Origin of the sequence: Tardiphaga sp. 866_E4_N1_4 (assembly GCF_052076075.1) — a bacterium.
Lineage (GTDB): Bacteria > Pseudomonadota > Alphaproteobacteria > Rhizobiales > Xanthobacteraceae > Tardiphaga > Tardiphaga robiniae.
In genome coordinates this window covers 4,555,281-4,574,735 of the sequence record NZ_CP197242.1, presented here as the reverse complement: position 1 = coordinate 4,574,735, position 19,455 = coordinate 4,555,281, and the positions used below count along the sequence as shown (strand labels likewise).

Genomic DNA, 19,455 nt, shown 5'->3' with positions numbered 1-19,455 from the left:
GATTGAGGCCTGCCAATAAGGCATCCGGCCCGCTCAAGGAAGGATATTTTGCACCGCAAAAGAGCTAAGTGCCTGCCCGCATCTCGCCCAGGCTCTTCATCAGGATTTCCGCGAAAGTCGCCGCGGCTACCGGTAGCGTGCGACCGCGCAGCTGGCACAGCACCAGATCGGCGGTGGGCACATCGCGGGTATCGATCGGGCGGCCGACCAGCCCCATTCCGAGGTTCCCGGTGGGGGCTCCGATCTCGATCTGGAACGAGATCATGTTGCAGCGGAACACCAGCCCGCGCAGCATCTCGAAGGAGTTTGATTCCGCGAGCATGTTGAGGCGCAGATCGCGCCGGGTCGTGACTTCATCGAGAATCTGGCGCCCGCTCAAAGTCCGATCCGGCAGGGCTGCGGGATAATCGACACAATCGGAGAGGCGCAGCATTTTCTTGGCTGCCAGCGGATGATCCGAGCGGGTGATCACCACAAGACGCTGGGGAAGGCTGGCGATGACGCGCAGTGACGGCCACATCGCCGGACGATGCACCAGAGCGAGATCGACGTCGTAAGCCGCCAGCGCGGCCAGCGCGCGCTCGTGATCCATCACCTTGAGGTCGAACACCACTTTCGGATGTTTCTTCTGGAACGCAGCGACGCGCAGCGCCAGAAAATCCAGCGCCAGTGCCTGGCTGCAGGCGATCTGGATCGGACCGCGCCGCAGACCTCTGAGATCCTCGACCTGCGATCTCATCCGCTCGGCATCGGCAATCTGGCTGCGCGCGTAGCGCACGAACATCTCGCCGGCGGTTGTCAGCTTCACGCCCCGTGGCCGGCGCTCGAACAAAGGCGTGCCGATTTCCGCTTCGAGGTCCTGAATGCGCCGGTTCATCGCGGAAGGCGTCAAGTTGAGCAGTTCCGCGGCGCGGCGGATCGAGCCGGTGCGGGCCACTTCGACCACATGGGTCAGCAACCGCAGATGCCTCATTGCCCTCGCCTCTCAAGTGATGCCTTTTTCACACCGGTCACTGGAAAAGATAGCAGCAGATGTGACCACTCGAATAGGTCTATCCTGATTCACACAGGAAGATAGTCGCGAGAGCGACGTCGCCCACCGACCAATCATGTCACGTTTCGCAACAGGAAAGCATCGATGACCGAACGCCGGGCACTTCGTGGATTACTGACGCTCGTATTAGCCTTGGGCGTAGCCGCAGGAACACTCACTCTTGCCCGGGCTGCCGGGCCAACCAAGATCAAGTTTACCCTCGACTGGAAAATCCAGGGTCTGCATGCGTGGTACTACTGGGCGAAGGCCAAAGGGTACTTCAAAGATGAAAATCTCGACGTGACGATCGATCAGGGCGAAGGCTCGGCGGCGACCGTCACGCGGATCATGTCGGGCGCTTATGATGCCGGCTTCGGCGATATCAACGCCATCATTCAGAATGCCGCCACCAAGCCGGACGATGCACCGGTGATGGTCTACATGATCTATAACAAGACGCCGTTCGCGCTGCTCAGCAAGGCGGATGGACCGATCAAAACTCTCAAGAATCTCGAGGGATCCAAGCTTGCCTCGCCTTCCGGCAGTGCGTCGCTGAAACTACTGCCGCTGCTCGCCAAGCAGAACGGCATCGATTACAGCAAGATCAGCATTCTGCAGGTTTCGCCGGCCTTGCAGGAACAAATGCTGCTGCAGGGCCAGGTGGATTCAATCGCGGTGTTCGCGGCCACCAGCTATCTCAACCTCGTGTCGCTCAAGGTCGATCCCGACAAGGACTTCCGCTGGAACTTTTATTCTGACGCCGGCCTCGACCTCTATTCCAACGGCGTAATGGTGTCGCAGAAGCTGCTGAAGGAACATCCGGAGGCGGTGAAAGGTCTGCTGCGCGCCATTAACCGCTCGATCAAGGAAACCGTCCAGGCACCGGACGCCGCCATCGACCTGCTCGCCACCGAGGAACCGCTGATCAAGAAGGATATCGAGAAGCGGCGCCTGACCTACGTTTACAACAACTTCATCAACACGCCGGAGGTCGGGGATCTGGGCCTCGGCGAGCTCGATCAGAAGCGCCTGACTTCAGCGATCTCCACCATCGTCACCTCGTTCGAACTGCCGCGCACACCGAAGCCCGACGACGTGTTCAACGATACGTTCCTGCCGGCCAAGCCCGACCGGATTCCCCCGACCATCGCGCCGTAATGACAACGACTCGCCCCACCGCCGCGCCGCGTCGCATCACCTGCGCTCATGTGCTTGGCCCGGACGGGCCGATGGCCGGCGCACAGGTGATCGCGCTGCAAGACGGCAAGATCCAGTCGATCGCGCTGACAACTGAAGCAACAGAGCCGATCATGGCGCTGCCCGCCTTGGTCAATGCCCACGACCACGGCCGCGCGGTCCGCACCAGCTCCATCGGCGCCGACGCCAAGCCGCTGGAGTCCTGGATCCACTATCTCGCATTGTTTCCTGCAGTCGATCCCTATGTAGCGGCCTGCGTCGCGTTCGCTAGCAGCGCGCTGGGCGGTGCCGGTATCGTCATGAACCATTACACCCGCGTGCAGGGCTTCACTGATCTGCCGACCGAACTGGCCGAGGTATCGCGCGCGGCACGCGATGTCGGCGTGCGTGCCGGCCTCGCCGTGGCAATGAGAGATCGCAATCCTCTGGTCTACGGTCCCTCGGAACCTGTGCTGGCAGCGCTGCCGCCGGACGTTCGGGCGGAGATCGCGCAGCGCTTCACGCGTCCGCCGCTATCGCCGCTATCGCCGCGCGATTACATGACGCTAGTGGACGAGATTGTCTCCGCCGCCGATGGCCCGAAATTCGATGTGCAATATGGTCCCAATGGCGTGCAGTGGTGCAGCGACGCGCTGTTGCAGGCGATTGCCGAAGCCTCGGCACGCACCGGCCGCCGCGTCCACATGCATCTGCTCGAGACCAAGTATCAACGCCAGTGGTGCGACGCCAATTATCCTGGCGGCGTAGTCCGCATGCTGGACGAGATCGGTCTGCTGTCCCCGCGGCTGACGCTGGCACATTGCGTCTGGGCCCGGCCCGATGAACTCGAACTCCTGGCCGAACGGGGCGTCGTCATTTCGGTCAATACCAGCTCCAACCTGCATCTGCATTCGGGTCTGGCTCCCATGACCCGGATGTGGACCGCCGGATGCCGGATCGCCCTCGGCATCGACGGCAAAGCGTTCGACGACGACAACGATGCACTGCGCGAGCTCCGATTGTCACATCTGCTTCATTCCGGCAGCGGTTTCGATCAAGTCGTGACCCGCCACCGGGCGCTGCATGAGAGCGTAAGCAACGGCCGCTTCGCCGTCACCAATATCGCCAGCGACGGCGGCCTGCGCGACCGCGCCGATGCGGACATGCTGCTGCTGGACTGGAACGCCCTCAACGACGACGCGCTGCGCAGCGATCTCGACCCGATCAATCTCCTGTTCTCGCGGGCAACCGCGCGCCATATCCGGGAGGTGATCGTCGCAGGCCACACTATCGTACGCGATGGGCATGTCACCGGGATCGACTTCACGGCCGCGCGGCAGGAGATTCTGGCTCAGGTGCGCGCCGGCCTGCCCTCTGGCCAGAACCTGGCTGGGGCCCTCGCCGCGCTCGACGGCGTGATTGCCGCAAGCTTTTGCGGATGCTGCTGACGTGCCTGCGCCTCGCGGTTCTGCAAGCGCCGGCCCGAACAACGCGTTATCTGGACGATTCCGGTGAGGCCTTTTTTGCACCGCTTAAGCAAAAAGATAGCAGCAGATAAGCGCACTCGGATAGGCTTAACTTGTTCCTGAGGGCGGCCGCAGGCAGAGACACCCCACCGGCCGATCGTGTCACTCTTCTCAACAGGAACACACCGATGACCGGACGCCATGCATTTCGTGGATTGCAGACGCTTGCCCTGACACTGATCGTGACGGCCGGATCGTTTGTCGCCGCGCAGGCCGACACCAAGATCAAGATGGTCCTGAACTGGAAGTATGAAGGTCCGCAGGGCATGTTCTTCCTGGCGCAGGATCGCGGCTACTTCAAAGCTGAAGGCCTCGACGTCAGTTTCGACCAGGGTAACGGCTCTGGTGCGGCGGTGCCGCAGGTCGCCAACGGGGCCTATGACATGGGGTTCGGCGACATCAATGCGCTGATCGAACTTGCCGCCAGGAAGCCGGACGAAGCGCCGATCGGCGTCTACCAGATGTACAACCGCCCGCCCTTCACGGTGGCGGTGAAAGCCGACAGCCCAATCAAGACCCCCGCCGATTTCGTTGGACGCAAGCTCGGCGGTGCGGCCAACGACGGCGCGCTGAAGCTATTCCCGGCGCTCTGCGCGGCGACCAAGATTGACTGCAGCAAGGTCGAGGTTACCAACATGCAGCCGAATCTGCGCGAACAGATGCTGATGAAGGATCAGGTCGATGGCGTGTTCGGCTACATCACCACCATCCGCTTCAGCGCCAGGCTGATCGGCATCGATCCTGAAAAAGAGATTCGCTTCATCAAGTTCGGGGACTACGGCATGGATCTGTATTCCAACGCCATCATTGTCTCGCGCAAGTTTGCCAAGGAAAACCCTGACGCCGTGAAGGGCTTCCTCAAGGCGCTCAACCGTGGCGTCAAGGATGCGATGGCCGATCCGAAGGCCGCCATCGAGGCCGTGCAGAAGCGCGAACCGCTGATCAAGCCGGAGATCGAACGCGCGCGCCTGGAAGCCACGCTGTCCGACGAAATGACTTCGCCGGAAATTTCAAAGATCGGCCATGGCGACATCAGCGACGAGCGCATGAGCAAGGCGATCGATATTCTCGTCAGCGCCAAGGAGCTGCCACGCACGCCGAAGGTCGGCGACGTATTCGACCGCAGCTTCATGCCGCCGCTGGCCGATCGCCCAACGGCCATCAAGGCCGCGATGTAACGACGAACCGGCCCCTCAGCATCATCGCCTCTCAACCGTCATTGCGAGCCCTGGCGAATTGGCGAAGCCAATTCGTTGGGCGAAACAATCCAATCTTCCTGCGCTCATGGCTTCTGGATTGCCGCGTCGCCTTTGCTCCTTGCAATGACGTGGAGGGGCCAGAGCAAACGACCCAAGAAAGACAGCACCATGAAACTCTCCCTCGAAAACCGCGTCGTCATGATCACAGGCCCCGCCAAGGGTATGGGCGCCTCCATCACCCACGCCTTTGCCGAACAAGGCTGCAAGCTGGCGCTGCTGGGCCGCGATATCTCGGCGATTGAGCCGGTTGCCGCCGAGGTGAAAGCCAAGGGCGGCGAGGTGATCGTCATTCCCTGCGATCTCACGAAGTCCGAGCAATGCGAGGCCGCGGCCGAGAAGACCAAGGCGGCGTTCGGCGGGCGCATCGACATTCTTGTCAATGTCGCCGGCGGCTCCGGCCCGATCGGCAAAACGGGGGTGCAGACCACGCCGGAGGAATTCGACGAGATCGTCACGCTCAATATGAATGGTTGCTTCCACTCCATGCGCGCGGCACTGCCGACCATGATCGATCAGCGTTACGGCAAGATCGTCAATGTTGGCGGCACCTTCGGCATGCGCGGCCGCGCCGGCCGGATGGCCTACTCGGCCTCGAAATGGGGTCTGCGCGGCATCACGAAGAGCTTCGCGCTCGAGGTCGGCCCGCACAACATCAACGTCAATTGCGTGGCGCCTGGCATGGTCGATGGCCCGCGCTTTCGCGACAAGGTCTGCCGCGACATGGCGCTGAAGCTCGGCATCACCGAACAGGAAGCCGCCGAGCGTCACGCCATGGACTACGCACTGCGCCGCGTCACCGTCGATGCCGACGTCGCCAATGCCTGTCTGTTTCTGGCCAGCGACGTCTCGCGCCAGATTACCGGCGTCGACCTGCCCGTCGATGGCGGTTGGGCAATGCTGTGAGCGAGGGGGCTAACATGGGCGACAAGGTCGATCTGGTCATCAATGGCGGCACCATCGTATCGCCCGATGCAAGTTACAGGGCTAGCATCGCCATCAAGGACGGCGTGATCCACGCTATCGGCGCGCCGGAGGCGATGCCGCCGGCGACGCAGATACTCGACGCCACGGGACTTTATATTCTGCCCGGCGCCATCGACGTGCACGTGCATTTCCGCGATCCCGGCTATCCGCAGAAGGAAGACTTTGCCAGCGGCACTGCCGCGGCGGCCTTTGGCGGCGTCACCACCGTGTTCGACATGCCCAACACGCTGCCGACCATCAACAATGCGGAAGCGCTGGCCGACAAGCACAAGATCGCTTCTGCCAAGGCCTATGTCGACTACGGGCTCTATGCGGTGCTGGGCGAAGACAGCATCGAACATGTCGACGCGCTGATCGATGGCGGCGTGATCGGCTTCAAGCTCTATATGGGCAACACTTTCGGCCGTATCCCCTCGCCGACCACCGGCGCGATGCTCGAAGCCTTCGAAGTGGTGGCCCCGACCGGCAAGCGCATCTCGCTGCATGCCGAGACCAATTCCATCATGGAGCGCCGCGAAGCACGGCTGCGTGCCAGCGGACGCATCGAACCGATCGCGCACCTGGCAGCACGGCCCGCCGTCGTCGCCGTCGAGGCCGTCGCTCGCGCGGCGATCCTCGCCGAATGGACCGGTGCGCGCATCCACGTGCTGCACATTTCCTCCGCTGCCGAACTGCAACCGCTGGCCGAAGCCAAGGCGCGGGGTGTCGACATTACCGGCGAGACCTGTCCGCAATATCTGCTGCTGTCGGAGACCGATTACGAGAAATTCGGCGGCGTTGTGCGCGTCAACCCGCCGGTGCGCGAGAAGCCCAACCAGCAGCCGCTGTGGAACGCCCTGATGGATGGCACGATCGACATGATCGCCACCGACCATGCGCCACATGCACCGGACGAGAAGACCCGGCCGGACATCTGGACGGTCGACTGCGGCTTTCCCGGCGTCGAGACCCAGATGCCGCTGATGCTGACCGAGATCAACAAGGGCCGCGCCACCATCAACGACTACGTGCGCTGGAGCGCCGAGAGCCCCGCCAAGATCTGGGGCCTGTATCCACGCAAGGGTACGCTGACGGTGGGGTCCGATGCCGATATCGCCATCGTCGACCTCAAGCGCGAATGGACCGTCGACGACGCGATGATCCAGTCGCGCGCGAAGATTTCGCCGTGGCATGGCCGCAAGGCCTCGGCACTGCCGATCCATACCATCGTGCGCGGCCGCTTCGCGATGAAGGACCGGATCTTGCAAGAGGAAGCCCGCGGCACCGGGCAATCGGTGCATGCGATCCAGCAGATGCCGCCGGCGACGCCGGTCAACACCGACTCGACCATGGCCGCGATCACCTCCGTGCAGAAAGCCTGACCCGATGAACGCACCGCTCGCCCACCCAAAGCCCCGCGCTGTGGACAATGTGATCGAGCTCGAAAAGGTGCGCGTCACCTTCGGCACGGCGAAGAACGCCGTGACCGCGCTGGCCGAGACGTCGCTACGCATAGACAAGGGCGAATTCGTCGCCCTGGTCGGCCCGTCCGGCTGCGGCAAGTCGACGATTCTGAAACTGGTGGCCGGCACGCTGAATGCTACCCAGGGCAACGTGTTCGTTGCCGGCCGTGAAATCGGCGCGGGTGCGGCGCGCATCGGCATGGCGTTCCAGAACCCCACGCTGCTGCCGTGGCTGAATATCCGCGACAATGTCATACTGCCACTGAAGATCGTGCCGCCGTTCAAGGAACGCTTCAGCGCCAAGCGCAAGACCGAATATCGCGACCGCGTCGAGGCCTCTCTGACGCAGGTCGGCCTCGGCGGCTTCGGCGACAAGTTTCCCTGGCAGCTCTCCGGCGGCATGCAGCAGCGTGCCTCGCTGTGCCGCGCGCTGATCCACGATCCCACGCTGCTGCTGCTGGACGAGCCGTTCGGCGCGCTCGATCAGTTCACCCGCGAGGAATTGTGGGAGATCATGCAAAATCTCTGGATCGAAAAGCGGCCGACGGTGCTGCTGGTCACCCACGACCTCAAGGAAGCCGCCTATCTGGCGTCGCGCATCTGCGTGATGCAGGCGCGGCCCGGTCGCATCGTCGATGACAGCACGGTGCCGTTCGCGCGGCCGCGCACCATCGACGTGTCGTTCGAGCCGGATTTCGTCACGCTGACCCAGCGCCTGCGCCAGCGCATCGTCGCGGCTCGCGCCGTTCAGGAGATCGTGTCATGAGCGAACGCGTCCGCCGCCAGGTCATGTCCACCGCCTGCATCATCGGCTTCTTCGTACTGTGGGAATTGTTGTGCCTGATGTTCCATGTCTCGGACATCGTGCTGCCGCGGCCGAGCCAGGTGCTTGCGACGCTCTGGACGCGCTTCCCCGCGATCTGGCCGCATGCGCTGCAGACGCTGTACACAACCATGGTTGGGTTCGGCTTCGGCATCGCGATCGGCATTCTCCTGGGCATGCTGATCGGCTCGTCGAAGCTGGCCTATGACGTCGCCTATCCGATGCTGGTGGGATTCTCGTCGATCCCGAAAGTCGCGGTGGTGCCGATCTTCGTACTGTGGTTCGGCGCGGGCACCGTGCCGGCGATCCTCACCGCGATGATCATGTGCATCTTCCCGATCGTCGTGAACGTCGCCACCGGCCTTGCGGCGACAGAGCCCGAATTGCAGGACGTCATGAAGACGCTGCGCGCGACCAAGCTGGAAATTCTGTGGAATGTGGGCCTGCCGCGCACCATGCCGTACTTCTTCGCCTCCCTGAAGGTGGCTGCGACGCTGGCTTTCGTCGGCACGGTGATTTCGGAGACCGTGGCCTCCAATCGCGGCATCGGCAATCTGATGATGATCGCGTCGTCCAGCTTCGACGTGCCGCTGGTGTTCGCCGGCCTGTTCATTCTGGCTGCATTGGGCGTCGGCTTGTATATTGTGTTCTCGCTGATCGAGGCGCGCGTCACCGGCTGGGCCGTGCGCAGCGACAGTTTTGCCGCCGGCGGCTGAACACAGGACATTCCATGACGCAGACACTGCTTCCGAGCCCGACGACCGTTCATTGGGGTTATTTTGACGCCACGCTGAAGCCGATCGCCACCATCGATCCCGGCGAGACGGTCACGATCACGAGCGTCAGCGGCACGCGCGAGAACCTCCCGACAGAAGCGGGCATGACCATCCGCCCCGAACTTGTCGCCATCCTGGATGCCGTCACGCCAGAACTCGGGCCGCATATCCTCACCGGGCCTGTCGCCGTGCGCGGCGCCCAACCGGGTGACGCATTGCGTGTCGAGATCCTTGACGTCCAGCTCGCGGATGACTGGGGCTATACGCACTTCAAGCCCGGCATGGGCACGCTGCCCGACGACTTCGACTATTTCCGCCGCGTCCATATCGGACTTGATCGTGCCAGCGGCGCGGTAAAGACCCCATGGGGCATCACGCTAAAGGCGCAGCCGTTCTTCGGTGTGATGGGTACCGCGCCGAAACCTGCGGTTGGCCGGGTCAGCACGACCATGCCCTCGCATTTCGGCGGCAATATCGACAACAAGGAGCTCGGCGCAGGCTGCGTTCTCTATCTTCCTGTCTGGACCGAGGGCGGCCTGTTCTCCTGCGGTGACGGTCACGCCGTGCAAGGCGACGGCGAAGTCTGCGTCACCGCCGTGGAGACCGGCCTCACTGGCACATTCAAGATCGACCTTGTCAAGAATGCGCAGCTTGAGGCGCCCTATGCCGAGACGAAGGATCACCTCATCTCGATGGCCTTCGATCCCGATCTCGACGAAGCCGCGCGTATCGCGCTCCGCCGGATGGTGAGCATGATCGTGGCACGCACGACGCTGACGCCCGACGATGCCTATATGCTCTGCAGTCTCGCCGCCGATGTCCGCGTCACCCAGCTGGTCAACCTCGACAAGGGCATCCATGTGATGATGCCGCATGCGGTTCTGAACCAGTCGACGCGCTAAACCGTGCGTTCGGCCGGCTCAAACGCGAACTCTTCGTCGTCGATCTTGTCGACGAAGGTCGCCGGCACGAGACGCTTGCGATTGATGGTGAGATCGAACACGTCGAAGCGATTGTAGTAACCGACCACGTCGTGGAACTGCTTCGGCTCGATGCAGCGGCGCAGGTCGAATTCGGCATAGGCGATGCCCTCCTCGTCCTGCAGCATGTCGCCGAGCACTTCGCCGGTCGGGTCGACGAAGAAGCTGGCGGCGCGCTGCGTGCGATCGATCACATCGACTACATCGGGATCCCGCGCTATCAGGAAGTCGCGCATTGCCTTGTCCATATAACCGGCGGTGACGATGCCGAAGGCCTTGGCCTCGAAGGAATGCGCGCTGGCGCGAATGCGATTGGCGGCGACATTGTTGAAATTGCCGCCGCTGCTCGGGCGGCGCGTCGGCCACATCGGCGGCCAGCTCGAAATGTGGATCTGCTCGGCCTGAGCCATCAGTGTATAGCGTGCCAGCGGATTGGTGTTCTCACCGCAGATGAGATTGCCGACACGGCCCACGGGCGTATCGGCGACACGGAGGCCCGCGCCATCACCGGCAGCCCAGACCAGCTTCTCATAGAAGGTCGGCACCAGCTTGCGATGATGGTTGAGAATGCTGCCGTCGGGCCCAATCAGAACATTACTGTTCCAGATCAGGCCGACGCTGGCCGGCGAGCTCTCGCTGATGCCCATCGAGACGGTCACGCCAAGCGCCCGCGCCTCGTTGCGCAAGGCGGCCATTTCCGGACCTGCAATCGAGACCGACTGTTCGGCCATCGTCACGAACAGATCGTGATTCTCGATCGGCGCCCATAGTGCCGCCCAGACCGGAAACGCCGGGATATAAGTTTCAGGAAATGCGATCAGCTGCGCACCCGCTCCCGCAGCCTCGCGAATGATCGACATCGCCTTCGCCGTGGTGGCCGCGCGATCGAGAAATACCGGCGCAGCATGGACCGCAGCGACTTTAACCTGTGACGACATCGTCATTCTTCCTCTTGCATCGATGCAGCGATGTCTCAGGCTCGTCGGAAGGCCCCGAAACGTCGCTGAACCATGTTCGAGGAGGAACCTATCCATTCGGGGCCGCGGGACCACGGGGCATTTCTGCAACCCGGGGTGCACGGACCACCATGCTTCGAGGATCGACCGGGCCTGGCTGGGCGCCTCGCTTCACCACGTCTGGTTTCGGGAGTTGTCGCCGATGCCGTAGCCATAGCTTGTCGGCGCACTCGCATAGGAATCCATCGGCCGCACCGGCGGAGCAACGGAAGGAACCGTCACGCGGGCGGGAGCATGGACACGTCGCTGCTGTACACGGCGGGCTGCGCTGATGTCGGTGGAGAGCCGGGGATCTCCGATCCAGCGATAGGCCTTGTCGGACGCCGCCGAGCTTTCCGCCACGGAGGTCAACATCACGAAAGCCACGGATGCGGGCACCAGGAGCCACCGCCGGGCCGATTTCATCATCGTGTTGGGCGCAGACATTTGAGCGATCCTTTCATAGTGGTTGAGGTAGCGAGATATCTTCGGGTGGAGCGTCGATGCGAACTATTCGTCAAAGGCGGGACGATCATGCAAGCGTCCATGGCCCGTTTCTGGATACTCCCCGAGCAGCATCACTGCTGTGTTGCGAGTACGGACATCATCATGTTGTCGCGGCGCCAGGCGTTGGGGCTGGCCCCTGTCGCGCGGCGAAACTGGCGGCACATATGGGCCTGATCGGAGAAGCCGCAATCGATGGCGATCTCGCAGAGCGACTTGCTGCTGGATGTCATCAGCTCCATCGCACGCGTCAGACGGCGGGAGACGATATAGGCATGGGGAGATTGGCCAAAGGTGGTCTTGAACGCATTTGAGAAGTAACCGCAACTCAGGCGAGCGAGACTCGCGAGATCCGATACTTGGATCGCCTCATCCAGATTTGAATCAATGTGGCGCTTGATCCGCTCCGCCTGCCAGCGTGCGAGGCCGCCCCTCGCGGGGCTGACGGGCGACGGTTGGGAGGGCGCCTCGAGCAGCGATGCAGCCTGCCTGATGCAGCGAAGAGCCGCACCGACATCCGATCCAATCGCCTGCCGTGCATCTAGCAGGAGCTGGGCGACCGTCGTAGAACTTGCGTCAGACAATACACCGGCAAACGAGTCAGAATTCTGGGACTGTGAATCGAGCAGCATATCGGTCTCCTTTGGGTGGTGAATGACATCGACATCGCGATGACTTCGACGATCCAAGGATGAGAGATTCCGGCCGCGCTAACCATTCTACGAGGATAGAGATTCAAGAAACGAAGGTAATCCCGCCCTATACCAAGGTTTATCCCGGGCGAGACGCTACCGACTTCGGACGACTTCACCATTCCCTGCAGGACGCACGCCCTGCTTCCTATTTTGCGGCTCAAATGACCAATTCTGATCGGGTGCCCCGCCCCTCACAGCTGCCCATGGCCATTGCGACAGCTATTCTTGCCGCTGGTATTTTCGCGTTCGACGCCTTCAGCACATTCGAGATCGCCGTCGCGGCGCTTTATATCGTCGTGCTGCTGATGGCGCTCCGTTTCACCAATGTCATGGGCATCATCCTGATCGCCCTCGGTTGCATCGGCCTGACAATCCTCGGTTATCTGATCGGCCACGCGAACGACCCCAATGAGGGAGCAATGCTGCGCGGCGCCGTCAGCGCGCTCGCCATTGCCATCGCCGCCGTGCTCTGCGTCCAGATCAGGATGACGGACGCAAGGCTTCGGCAGAGCGAAGAGCGCTATCGCAACATCTTTCAGGGCACGAGTGTTGCCATCTGGGAGCAGGACTTCACGGAAGCGGCCAATGCCTGCGCGCCGATCCTTCAACAAGGCATTCCCCGGTTGCGCGATTACTTCATCGCCAATGAGGGCTTCCTCAAGCATTGCCTGTTTCTGGTGCGGACCCTCGACGCGAATGACGCCGCAAAGCAATTGATCGGCGATCTCGACCAAAAGAACGTTCAGCAGTCCTGGGATGCGGCACTTGAGCCGGAGACTTTGGTCGCCTTTCGCGAAATCCTGCTCGCATTCCTTGCGGGAGAAAGCTCATTCACGATTGAAGCCGCCATCCGTGCCGTCAACGGCGAGTTGCGCACGACCATCGTCACGGCAACCTTCCCCACCGATCGGTCTCGTTCCGTCCTGATCAATTCGCTCGATGTCACCGCCAAGATCGCAGCCGAGCAAGCACTCCAGCAGAGCATCGCAGAACTCACCCGCGTGTCGCGCATCGCGACCTTGGGTGCCTTGACGGCATCGATCGGCCATGAGGTCAACCAGCCGCTTGCCGCCGTAGTGACCAATGCGGAGGCGGCCTTGCGCTGGCTGTCGCGGGAACGGCCCGATCTCGGCGAAACCACGGCCTGCCTCAAGGAAGTCGTGCAGGAGGGGCGCAGGGCCGGCGACATCATTCATCGGCTGAGGTCGCTCGCCGTGAAGGGCGAGTTGGCGCGCGGCCCGGTCGACGTCAACGCTATAGTCACGCAGGTACTGGCGATGGTTCAGCGCGATCTGACACAGCACCAGATTTCAGCAGTCCTCGACCTGACACCCGATCTGCCCACCATCGCCGGCGACGAAGTACAGCTTCAGCAGGTGCTGATGAATCTCGTCAACAACGCCGTCCACGCCATGAAGGCGACCGAGACGAAAGAGCTGAGGGTGTGGTCGGCATTCGACGCGGCACGAGGAATTCTCGTCTCGGTGCGCGATTCAGGATCAGGTATCCCGGACGACCATATGCAACGCCTGTTCGCGCCGTTCTTCACGACAAAGGCCGAGGGGATGGGCATCGGCCTCTCGATCTCCCGATCCATCATTGAGTCGCATCACGGGCGCATCTGGGCGGAACGAAACGAGAGTGGTGGAACCACCTTTCATTTCATGATACCGACAGCCACCGCAGAAGGACCCGGCAGCCTTGCCTAACGACGCAGAAGTACCTTTGGTCGTCGTCGTGGACGACGAAGCCGCCATCCGCACTGCGGTTGGCAGTCTGCTGCGCTCGGTCGGATATGAAGTCAGCTTCGCCTCCTCGGCAGTGGAGCTTCTTGAGAGCGACATTCTCACCAGGGCCAGCTGCCTTGTCCTCGATATTCGGCTGCCTATCGTCAGCGGCCTCGATTTCCAGAAGCGCCTGGCCGATCTCGGCGGCAATACGCCTATCGTCTTCATGACCGGCCATGCCGATGTGCCGATGACGGTGCGCGCCATGAAGGCTGGAGCCGTCGATTTTCTCGCCAAGCCGTTTCGCGATCAGGAAATGCTCGATGCCGTCGCGGGCGCCGTGGAGCGCGACCGCAAGGCGCGGCAGGAGCGCGATGGACTGGCCGATATCAAGGAGCGTTTCGGCACTTTGAGTGCGCGGGAACGCGAAGTGATGGAATTTGCCACCGCGGGGCTGCTGAACAAACAGATCGCCGCAAAGCTGAACCTCAGCGAAATTACGGTTAAGATCCACCGCGGCAAGATGATGAAGAAGATGGATGCGAAATCCTTCGCCTCTCTGGTGCGCATGGCCGAGGCCATCGGCAAGAAACCAGCCCCGGGTACCTCCCGATAAACCTCAGTATGATTTCACTACACGGCGTTATTTGACAATATCCTAGGCGAAACGGCTCAACACTGGGGTCGCTGTCAAAGCCGCCGTGTGGAGATTGCGTTGAACTCTGAACATGCCATTGCCATCATCGACGATTCCTCGTCGGTTCGCCGCGCGCTTGAAAGCCTGCTGCGATCGCTGGGCTTTGTCGTCCTCAGCTTCGAATCCGCCGAAGCGTTTCTGACATCGCCGTCGGTGCTCGCTACGTCATGCGTGGTGACCGACGTCGAAATGCCGGGCCTCACCGGCATCGACCTCTATGAGCGCATGCGCTCGGACAAGAACCAGACGCCGGTCATTTTCATCACGGCCAATTCCGAGCAAAAGGTGCGTCAGCGGCTGGGCAACACGCCCTGCGTCCTCAACAAGCCGTTTGAAGTCGACGAACTAGCCGCCTGCATCAACCAGGCTATCGCGACACCATAGCAGCGCTGATCTTCCCAATATCGATGGCACCGATCCCCCAATAGCGATGGGCTCACATGCCCTATATGCCGTCACGCGGCGGTTTTAACGCGCGCGCGTGTCGGATAGTGTGCGCGCACTTACATGGGGGAATGACATGAGTTTGTCTGGAGTTTTTGCGCGCGTCGTGGCGGTCATCGGCGGCGCGGCGCTGCAGTGGCGCCGCCTGCAGGGCAATACACACGCGCCCGCCTGGGGCAGCGCGCCGGTGGTGCCAGAGGCGAAGCCGCAAGGCGCCATCCCCACATTGAAGATGCCGACTGCCCAGGGATGGGCCGCGGGACAGAAGCCCGAGGTCGCGCCCGGGCTCAAGGTCAATGCCTTTGCCTCCGGCCTAAAACATCCGCGCTGGATCAATGTTTTGCCCAACGGTGACGTCCTCATCGCGGAGGCGACGCAGGTCGCAGGCCCGGTGCGTAATATGTTCGGCTATGCGATGCAGGCAACGATGCGGCGGGCCGCCGCGCTCGGCGTCAGCGCAAACCGCATCACGCTGCTGCGCGACCGGGATGGCGATGGCGTCGCCGAGACCAGCCAGACCTTCATGGAGGGACTGAACCAGCCGTTTGGCATGGCGCTGCTGAACGACACGTTCTATGTCGGCAATGTCGATGGCGTGGTGGCCTTCCCTTATGTGGCGGGCGCGGACAGCATCACGGCACCGGGCAAGAAACTCACCAATTTCAAATCCGGCGGTCACTGGACCCGGAGCATCCTGCCGAGCCCTGATGGCAGCAAGCTGTACATCGGCGTCGGTTCGCTGAGCAACATAGCCGAAGGCGGCATGGAGGTCGAAGAAGGCCGCGCCGCCGTCTATGAGCTCGATATTGCGACGGGCAAGAGCCGCATCTTCGGCGCCGGCTTGCGCAACCCCGTCGGCCTCGCTTGGGAGCCGACGACCGGCGCGCTGTGGACCGTGGTCAATGAGCGCGACGGCCTCGGCGACGAGACGCCACCGGATTATCTGACCTCGGTGCGCGACGGCGGCTTTTATGGCTGGCCCTATTGCTACTGGGGCAAGACGGTGGATGACCGCGTGCCGCAGGATCCGGCACTGGTGGCCACTGCGATCACCCCCGACTATGCGCTGGGCGGTCACACCGCATCGCTCGGACTGTGCTGGCTGCCGGCCGGCACACTGCCGGGATTTCCGGACGGCATGATCATCGGCCAGCACGGGTCGTGGAATCGCAGCACGCTCAGCGGCTACAAGGTCGTCTTCATCCCGTTCGTGAACGGCAAGCCGTCCGGCCCGCCGCGGGATATCCTGTCGGGTTTCCTCGCACCCGACGAGAAGGTGTCCTATGGGCGCCCTGTCGGCGTCACCCTCACCCCGGACGGCGCGTTGCTGGTGGCCGACGATGTGGGCGACGTGATTTGGCGTGTGACGGGCGCGGCCTAAGACCTGCGGAATAATCCGGCGGGCTCGTGAGGCGCGCGTTAATCGCGCGCCTCACGCTCTGACCTACTTCATGGTTGGCATCACGAATTCCGGGCCCTGCGCAATGCTCGTCGGCCAACGGCTGGTGACGGTCTTGAGCCGGGTATAGAAGCGAACGCCTTCCGGTCCGTGCATCGAATGATCGCCGAACAGCGAAGCCTTCCATCCACCGAAGGAATGGAATGCCACGGGCACCGGGATCGGCACATTGATGCCGACCATGCCGACACGGATGCGATGCGCGAATTCACGCGCGACGTCGCCATTCTGCGTGAAGATGGCCGTGCCGTTGCCGTATTCGTTGTCGTTGATCATGCGCGCTGCCGTCGCATAATCCGGCGTACGCACCACGGCGAGCACCGGCCCGAAGATCTCTTCCTTGTAGATCTTCATCTCGGGGGTCACATGGTCGAATAGCGAACCACCGATGAAGTAGCCGCCTTCATTGGACCGGAAGTCCCGGCCATCGACAACCAGCTTCGCGCCCTGCTCGACGCCGGAATCCACATAGCCACGCACCTTGTCGAGATGCTGCTGGGTGACTAGCGGGCCCATTTCGGATTCGGCGTTGAAGCCTGAACCGACTTTCAACGCACGAATCTTTGGCTCAAGCTTCGAGATCAAGGCATCCGCCGTCTTCTCGCCGACGGGCACAGCCACCGAAATCGCCATGCAGCGCTCGCCGGCCGAGCCATAGGCGGCGCCCATCAACGCATCCACGGCCTGGTCGATGTCGGCGTCGGGCATCACCACCATGTGGTTCTTGGCGCCGCCTAGAGCCTGGCAACGCTTGCCGGTGCTGGTCGCGGTCGAATAGATGTAGCGGGCAATCGGCGTCGATCCGACGAAGCTGATCGCTGCAACATCGGGATGATGCAGCAGCGCATCGACGGCTTCCTTGTCGCCATGCACGACGTTGAAGACGCCAGCCGGCAGGCCGGCTTCGGCGAGCCATTCCGCGATCAAGAGCGATGCCGAAGGGTCACGCTCCGAGGGCTTCAGCACGAAGGTATTGCCGCAAGCCAGCGCCACCGGGAACATCCACATCGGCACCATGACCGGGAAGTTGAACGGCGTGATGCCGGCCACGACACCAAGCGCCTGACGTACGCCATAGCTGTCGACGCGTGTGCCGACATTCTCGCTGACTTCGCCCTTCAGCAGCTGCGGAGCACCGACGGCGAATTCGACCACTTCGAGGCCGCGCTGGATTTCGCCCTTGGCGTCCGACAGGGTCTTGCCGTGTTCGGAGGTGATCACAGCCGCGAGATCGTCGATGCGATCTTCGCAGATACGCAGGAATTTATTGAGAATACGGGCACGACGCAGGGATGGCGTATCGGCCCAGCTTTCGGCAGCCGCGCTTGCCGCAGCAACCGCGGCGCCCACTTCGGACGTGCTGGCAAGACCCACCTGAGCCGTCTGCTCGCCGGTGGCCGGGTTGAAAACCGGCGACGTCCGGCCGCTGCGACCTGCCACCTGCTGTCCGCCGATATAGTGCTTGATTTCCGAAGCCATCGAACTCTCCTTTGATGCTCCGGCGGTCTTGCGCCGCTTCCCCGGCCCGGACAACGCGAAGTATTGCGGCTTCGATGTGCAGCAAATAGAGTCCGACGATGGATTGGGACAAAGTTCGGATTTTCCTGGAAGTCGCCCGTACCGGCCAGATTCTGGGCGCCGCCAAGCGGCTCAAGCTCAACCATGCGACGGTCGCGCGCCAGCTCACCGCCCTCGAAAAAGACCTGAAGACAAAGCTGCTGAACCGGCAGACGACGGGCTCGTCACTGACGCCATCGGGGGTTGCGCTGCTCGCAGCGGCCGAGCGCGCCGAATCCGAACTGCTCAAGGTGGGATCGCAGCTGACATCGGCCGCCGATAAGGTGGCAGGCACGGTGCGGATCGGCGCGCCGGACGGACTCGGCAATTATTTTCTGGCCGACAAGCTCGGCAGCTTTGCCGCAGCCAATCCGGATCTTATCGTTCAGCTCGTAGCGCTGCCGCGCACCTTCTCGCTCGCCAAGCGTGAGGCCGATATCGTGGTGACACTGGAGCGCCCGGATGAGGGCAAGCTGATCTGCACCAAGCTCACCGACTATACGCTGAGCGTCTACGCGTCGGAGGATTATCTGGCTCGGTCGACACCGATCCGCGAGCCCGGCGATCTCGCCGACCACCTGCTGATCACTTACATCTACGACATCATCTACAGCCGCGCGCTGGACTATGCGTCGACCTTCAGCGAACTGATCACCCGCCGCTTCGAATGCGGCAGCGTGGTCGGCCAGCTTGAAGCGGTTCGCGCCGGTCACGGCGTCGGCATCCTGCACGATTATGCCGCGCAGCTTTATCCCGAGCTGAGGCGCATCCTGCCCGCCAGTCGCTTTACGCGAAGCTATTGGCTGGTCTCGCATCCAGACACGCATGACACGAGCCGGGTCCGCGAGGTACGGCGCTATATCGTCGCCAAGGTCCGCGAGGCCCGCAGCCAGTTCGTCGTGCAATAGGTCACAGCCGCTGCTTTCAGCTTGCGGAAACGACCGCGCCGAATTTGGTGAAGAACTCGCCGGCCAATTTCTTGGCGGTGGAGTCAATCAAGCGCCCACCGAGCTGCGCCAGCTTGCCGCCAATTTGGGAGTCGACCTCATAGTGCAGGATCGTTTCATTGTCGCCGGCCGCCTCGAGCCTGATTGCTGCGCCGCCTTTGGCGAAACCGGCGACACCGCCGGAGCCTTCACCCGTTATCCTGTAGCCGTTTGGCGGGTCGAGATCGCTCAGCGTCACCTTGCCCCCGAAGGTCGCTTTCACCGGGCCCACCTTGATCACGACCGTTGCCGTCATCTCGGTCGGTGACGTCATATCCAGCACCTGACAGCCAGGAATACACTGCTTCAGCACAGCGGGATCGTTGAGCGCGGCCCAAACCTTGTCGCGCGAGGCCGGAACGGTTTGGCTGTCCTTCATCTGCATGGGAGTG

The 19,455-nt window shown here is 62.4% G+C and carries 19 protein-coding genes; 13 read left to right on the top strand and 6 right to left on the bottom strand.

Annotated elements, in window-relative coordinates; genetic code table 11:
• Positions 1-64: 64 nt before the first annotated feature.
• Complete coding sequence (locus tag AB8B20_RS22160) at positions 65-973, bottom strand: LysR family transcriptional regulator (RefSeq protein ID WP_439073569.1); 909 nt, start codon at positions 971-973, stop codon at positions 65-67.
• Between the two features lie 165 nt (positions 974-1,138).
• Between AB8B20_RS22160 and AB8B20_RS22155 the strand changes: the two genes are divergently transcribed.
• The 8 genes from AB8B20_RS22155 to AB8B20_RS22120 all read left to right on the top strand — a co-directional run bounded on the left by AB8B20_RS22155 (position 1,139) and on the right by AB8B20_RS22120 (position 9,921).
• Entirely contained in the window at positions 1,139-2,191 is a 1,053-nt protein-coding gene (locus tag AB8B20_RS22155; RefSeq protein WP_439073570.1) for an ABC transporter substrate-binding protein, read from the top strand.
• The gene (locus AB8B20_RS22150; RefSeq protein ID WP_439073571.1) at positions 2,191-3,657 is read left to right on the top strand and encodes an amidohydrolase family protein; all 1,467 of its coding nucleotides are present in this window, start codon (positions 2,191-2,193) and stop codon (positions 3,655-3,657) included. Before AB8B20_RS22155 ends, AB8B20_RS22150 begins: the two co-directional genes overlap by 1 nt.
• A 206-nt stretch (positions 3,658-3,863) precedes the next feature.
• Complete coding sequence (locus AB8B20_RS22145; RefSeq protein WP_439073572.1) at positions 3,864-4,913, top strand: ABC transporter substrate-binding protein; 1,050 nt, start codon at positions 3,864-3,866, stop codon at positions 4,911-4,913.
• 189 nt (positions 4,914-5,102) lie between these two features.
• Positions 5,103-5,897 carry an SDR family NAD(P)-dependent oxidoreductase gene (locus AB8B20_RS22140; RefSeq protein ID WP_092141868.1) on the top strand — a complete coding sequence of 265 codons (795 nt, stop codon included), beginning with the start codon at positions 5,103-5,105 and terminating at the stop codon, positions 5,895-5,897.
• Positions 5,898-5,911: 14 nt separating this feature from the next.
• The gene (allB, locus tag AB8B20_RS22135; protein ID WP_439073573.1) at positions 5,912-7,339 is read left to right on the top strand and encodes an allantoinase AllB; all 1,428 of its coding nucleotides are present in this window, start codon (positions 5,912-5,914) and stop codon (positions 7,337-7,339) included.
• A gap of 4 nt (positions 7,340-7,343) precedes the next feature.
• Positions 7,344-8,186, top strand: coding sequence for an ABC transporter ATP-binding protein (locus AB8B20_RS22130; protein ID WP_439073574.1), 843 nt, complete (start codon positions 7,344-7,346; stop codon positions 8,184-8,186).
• The gene (locus AB8B20_RS22125) at positions 8,183-8,959 is read left to right on the top strand and encodes an ABC transporter permease (protein WP_068737726.1); all 777 of its coding nucleotides are present in this window, start codon (positions 8,183-8,185) and stop codon (positions 8,957-8,959) included. Before AB8B20_RS22130 ends, AB8B20_RS22125 begins: the two co-directional genes overlap by 4 nt.
• 14 nt (positions 8,960-8,973) lie before the next feature.
• On the top strand, positions 8,974-9,921 hold the full coding sequence (locus AB8B20_RS22120; protein WP_439073575.1) for an acetamidase/formamidase family protein: 948 nt from the start codon (positions 8,974-8,976) through the stop codon (positions 9,919-9,921).
• Here the strand turns inward: AB8B20_RS22120 and AB8B20_RS22115 are convergent.
• The 3 genes from AB8B20_RS22115 to AB8B20_RS22105 form a co-directional block, all read right to left on the bottom strand.
• Complete coding sequence (locus tag AB8B20_RS22115; RefSeq protein ID WP_439073576.1) at positions 9,918-10,937, bottom strand: carbon-nitrogen hydrolase family protein; 1,020 nt, start codon at positions 10,935-10,937, stop codon at positions 9,918-9,920. The two genes, AB8B20_RS22120 and AB8B20_RS22115, sit on opposite strands and share 4 nt — an antisense overlap.
• 189 nt (positions 10,938-11,126) lie before the next feature.
• Positions 11,127-11,441 carry a hypothetical protein gene (locus AB8B20_RS22110; protein ID WP_439073577.1) on the bottom strand — a complete coding sequence of 105 codons (315 nt, stop codon included), beginning with the start codon at positions 11,439-11,441 and terminating at the stop codon, positions 11,127-11,129.
• Positions 11,442-11,572: 131 nt separating this feature from the next.
• Positions 11,573-12,130 (bottom strand): helix-turn-helix domain-containing protein, encoded by a 558-nt coding sequence (locus tag AB8B20_RS22105; RefSeq protein ID WP_439073578.1) that lies wholly within the window; start codon positions 12,128-12,130, stop codon positions 11,573-11,575.
• A 266-nt stretch (positions 12,131-12,396) separates the two neighbouring features.
• On the opposite strand from AB8B20_RS22105, the gene AB8B20_RS22100 reads away from it, so the two are divergent.
• The 4 genes from AB8B20_RS22100 to AB8B20_RS22085 all read left to right on the top strand — a co-directional run bounded on the left by AB8B20_RS22100 (position 12,397) and on the right by AB8B20_RS22085 (position 16,442).
• Positions 12,397-13,902, top strand: coding sequence for a sensor histidine kinase (locus tag AB8B20_RS22100; RefSeq protein WP_439073579.1), 1,506 nt, complete (start codon positions 12,397-12,399; stop codon positions 13,900-13,902).
• Positions 13,895-14,536, top strand: coding sequence for a response regulator transcription factor (locus tag AB8B20_RS22095; protein ID WP_439073580.1), 642 nt, complete (start codon positions 13,895-13,897; stop codon positions 14,534-14,536). Before AB8B20_RS22100 ends, AB8B20_RS22095 begins: the two co-directional genes overlap by 8 nt.
• A 99-nt stretch (positions 14,537-14,635) precedes the next feature.
• A complete protein-coding gene (locus tag AB8B20_RS22090) occupies positions 14,636-15,001 on the top strand; it encodes a response regulator transcription factor (RefSeq protein WP_176454687.1) in 366 nt (121 codons plus the stop codon).
• A 136-nt stretch (positions 15,002-15,137) separates the two neighbouring features.
• The gene (locus tag AB8B20_RS22085; protein WP_439073582.1) at positions 15,138-16,442 is read left to right on the top strand and encodes a PQQ-dependent sugar dehydrogenase; all 1,305 of its coding nucleotides are present in this window, start codon (positions 15,138-15,140) and stop codon (positions 16,440-16,442) included.
• Positions 16,443-16,505: 63 nt separating this feature from the next.
• On the opposite strand, the gene mmsA is transcribed toward AB8B20_RS22085, so the two are convergent.
• Positions 16,506-17,999 (bottom strand): CoA-acylating methylmalonate-semialdehyde dehydrogenase, encoded by a 1,494-nt coding sequence (mmsA, locus tag AB8B20_RS22080; protein WP_439073583.1) that lies wholly within the window; start codon positions 17,997-17,999, stop codon positions 16,506-16,508.
• A 98-nt stretch (positions 18,000-18,097) separates the two neighbouring features.
• On the opposite strand from mmsA, the gene AB8B20_RS22075 reads away from it, so the two are divergent.
• Positions 18,098-18,985 (top strand): LysR family transcriptional regulator, encoded by an 888-nt coding sequence (locus AB8B20_RS22075; protein WP_439073585.1) that lies wholly within the window; start codon positions 18,098-18,100, stop codon positions 18,983-18,985.
• Between the two features lie 16 nt (positions 18,986-19,001).
• On the opposite strand, the gene AB8B20_RS22070 is transcribed toward AB8B20_RS22075, so the two are convergent.
• Positions 19,002-19,448 (bottom strand): CoxG family protein, encoded by a 447-nt coding sequence (locus AB8B20_RS22070; RefSeq protein WP_175369531.1) that lies wholly within the window; start codon positions 19,446-19,448, stop codon positions 19,002-19,004.
• Positions 19,449-19,455: the final 7 nt, after the last annotated feature.

What these genes read in the sequence shown, in the direction of transcription:
- mmsA (WP_439073583.1), bottom strand. Translation starts at nt 17,999, where the DNA reads ATGGCTTCGGAAATCAAGCACTATATCGGCGGACAGCAGGTGGCAGGT.
- AB8B20_RS22075 (WP_439073585.1), top strand. Translation starts at nt 18,098, where the DNA reads ATGGATTGGGACAAAGTTCGGATTTTCCTGGAAGTCGCCCGTACCGGC.
- AB8B20_RS22115 (WP_439073576.1), bottom strand. Translation starts at nt 10,937, where the DNA reads ATGTCGTCACAGGTTAAAGTCGCTGCGGTCCATGCTGCGCCGGTATTT.
- AB8B20_RS22110 (WP_439073577.1), bottom strand. Translation starts at nt 11,441, where the DNA reads ATGTCTGCGCCCAACACGATGATGAAATCGGCCCGGCGGTGGCTCCTG.
- allB (WP_439073573.1), top strand. Translation starts at nt 5,912, where the DNA reads ATGGGCGACAAGGTCGATCTGGTCATCAATGGCGGCACCATCGTATCG.
- AB8B20_RS22130 (WP_439073574.1), top strand. Translation starts at nt 7,344, where the DNA reads ATGAACGCACCGCTCGCCCACCCAAAGCCCCGCGCTGTGGACAATGTG.
- AB8B20_RS22120 (WP_439073575.1), top strand. Translation starts at nt 8,974, where the DNA reads ATGACGCAGACACTGCTTCCGAGCCCGACGACCGTTCATTGGGGTTAT.
- AB8B20_RS22145 (WP_439073572.1), top strand. Translation starts at nt 3,864, where the DNA reads ATGACCGGACGCCATGCATTTCGTGGATTGCAGACGCTTGCCCTGACA.
- AB8B20_RS22070 (WP_175369531.1), bottom strand. Translation starts at nt 19,448, where the DNA reads ATGCAGATGAAGGACAGCCAAACCGTTCCGGCCTCGCGCGACAAGGTT.
- AB8B20_RS22085 (WP_439073582.1), top strand. Translation starts at nt 15,138, where the DNA reads ATGAGTTTGTCTGGAGTTTTTGCGCGCGTCGTGGCGGTCATCGGCGGC.
- AB8B20_RS22140 (WP_092141868.1), top strand. Translation starts at nt 5,103, where the DNA reads ATGAAACTCTCCCTCGAAAACCGCGTCGTCATGATCACAGGCCCCGCC.
- AB8B20_RS22125 (WP_068737726.1), top strand. Translation starts at nt 8,183, where the DNA reads ATGAGCGAACGCGTCCGCCGCCAGGTCATGTCCACCGCCTGCATCATC.
- AB8B20_RS22150 (WP_439073571.1), top strand. Translation starts at nt 2,191, where the DNA reads ATGACAACGACTCGCCCCACCGCCGCGCCGCGTCGCATCACCTGCGCT.
- AB8B20_RS22100 (WP_439073579.1), top strand. Translation starts at nt 12,397, where the DNA reads ATGGCCATTGCGACAGCTATTCTTGCCGCTGGTATTTTCGCGTTCGAC.
- AB8B20_RS22155 (WP_439073570.1), top strand. Translation starts at nt 1,139, where the DNA reads ATGACCGAACGCCGGGCACTTCGTGGATTACTGACGCTCGTATTAGCC.
- AB8B20_RS22160 (WP_439073569.1), bottom strand. Translation starts at nt 973, where the DNA reads ATGAGGCATCTGCGGTTGCTGACCCATGTGGTCGAAGTGGCCCGCACC.
- AB8B20_RS22105 (WP_439073578.1), bottom strand. Translation starts at nt 12,130, where the DNA reads ATGCTGCTCGATTCACAGTCCCAGAATTCTGACTCGTTTGCCGGTGTA.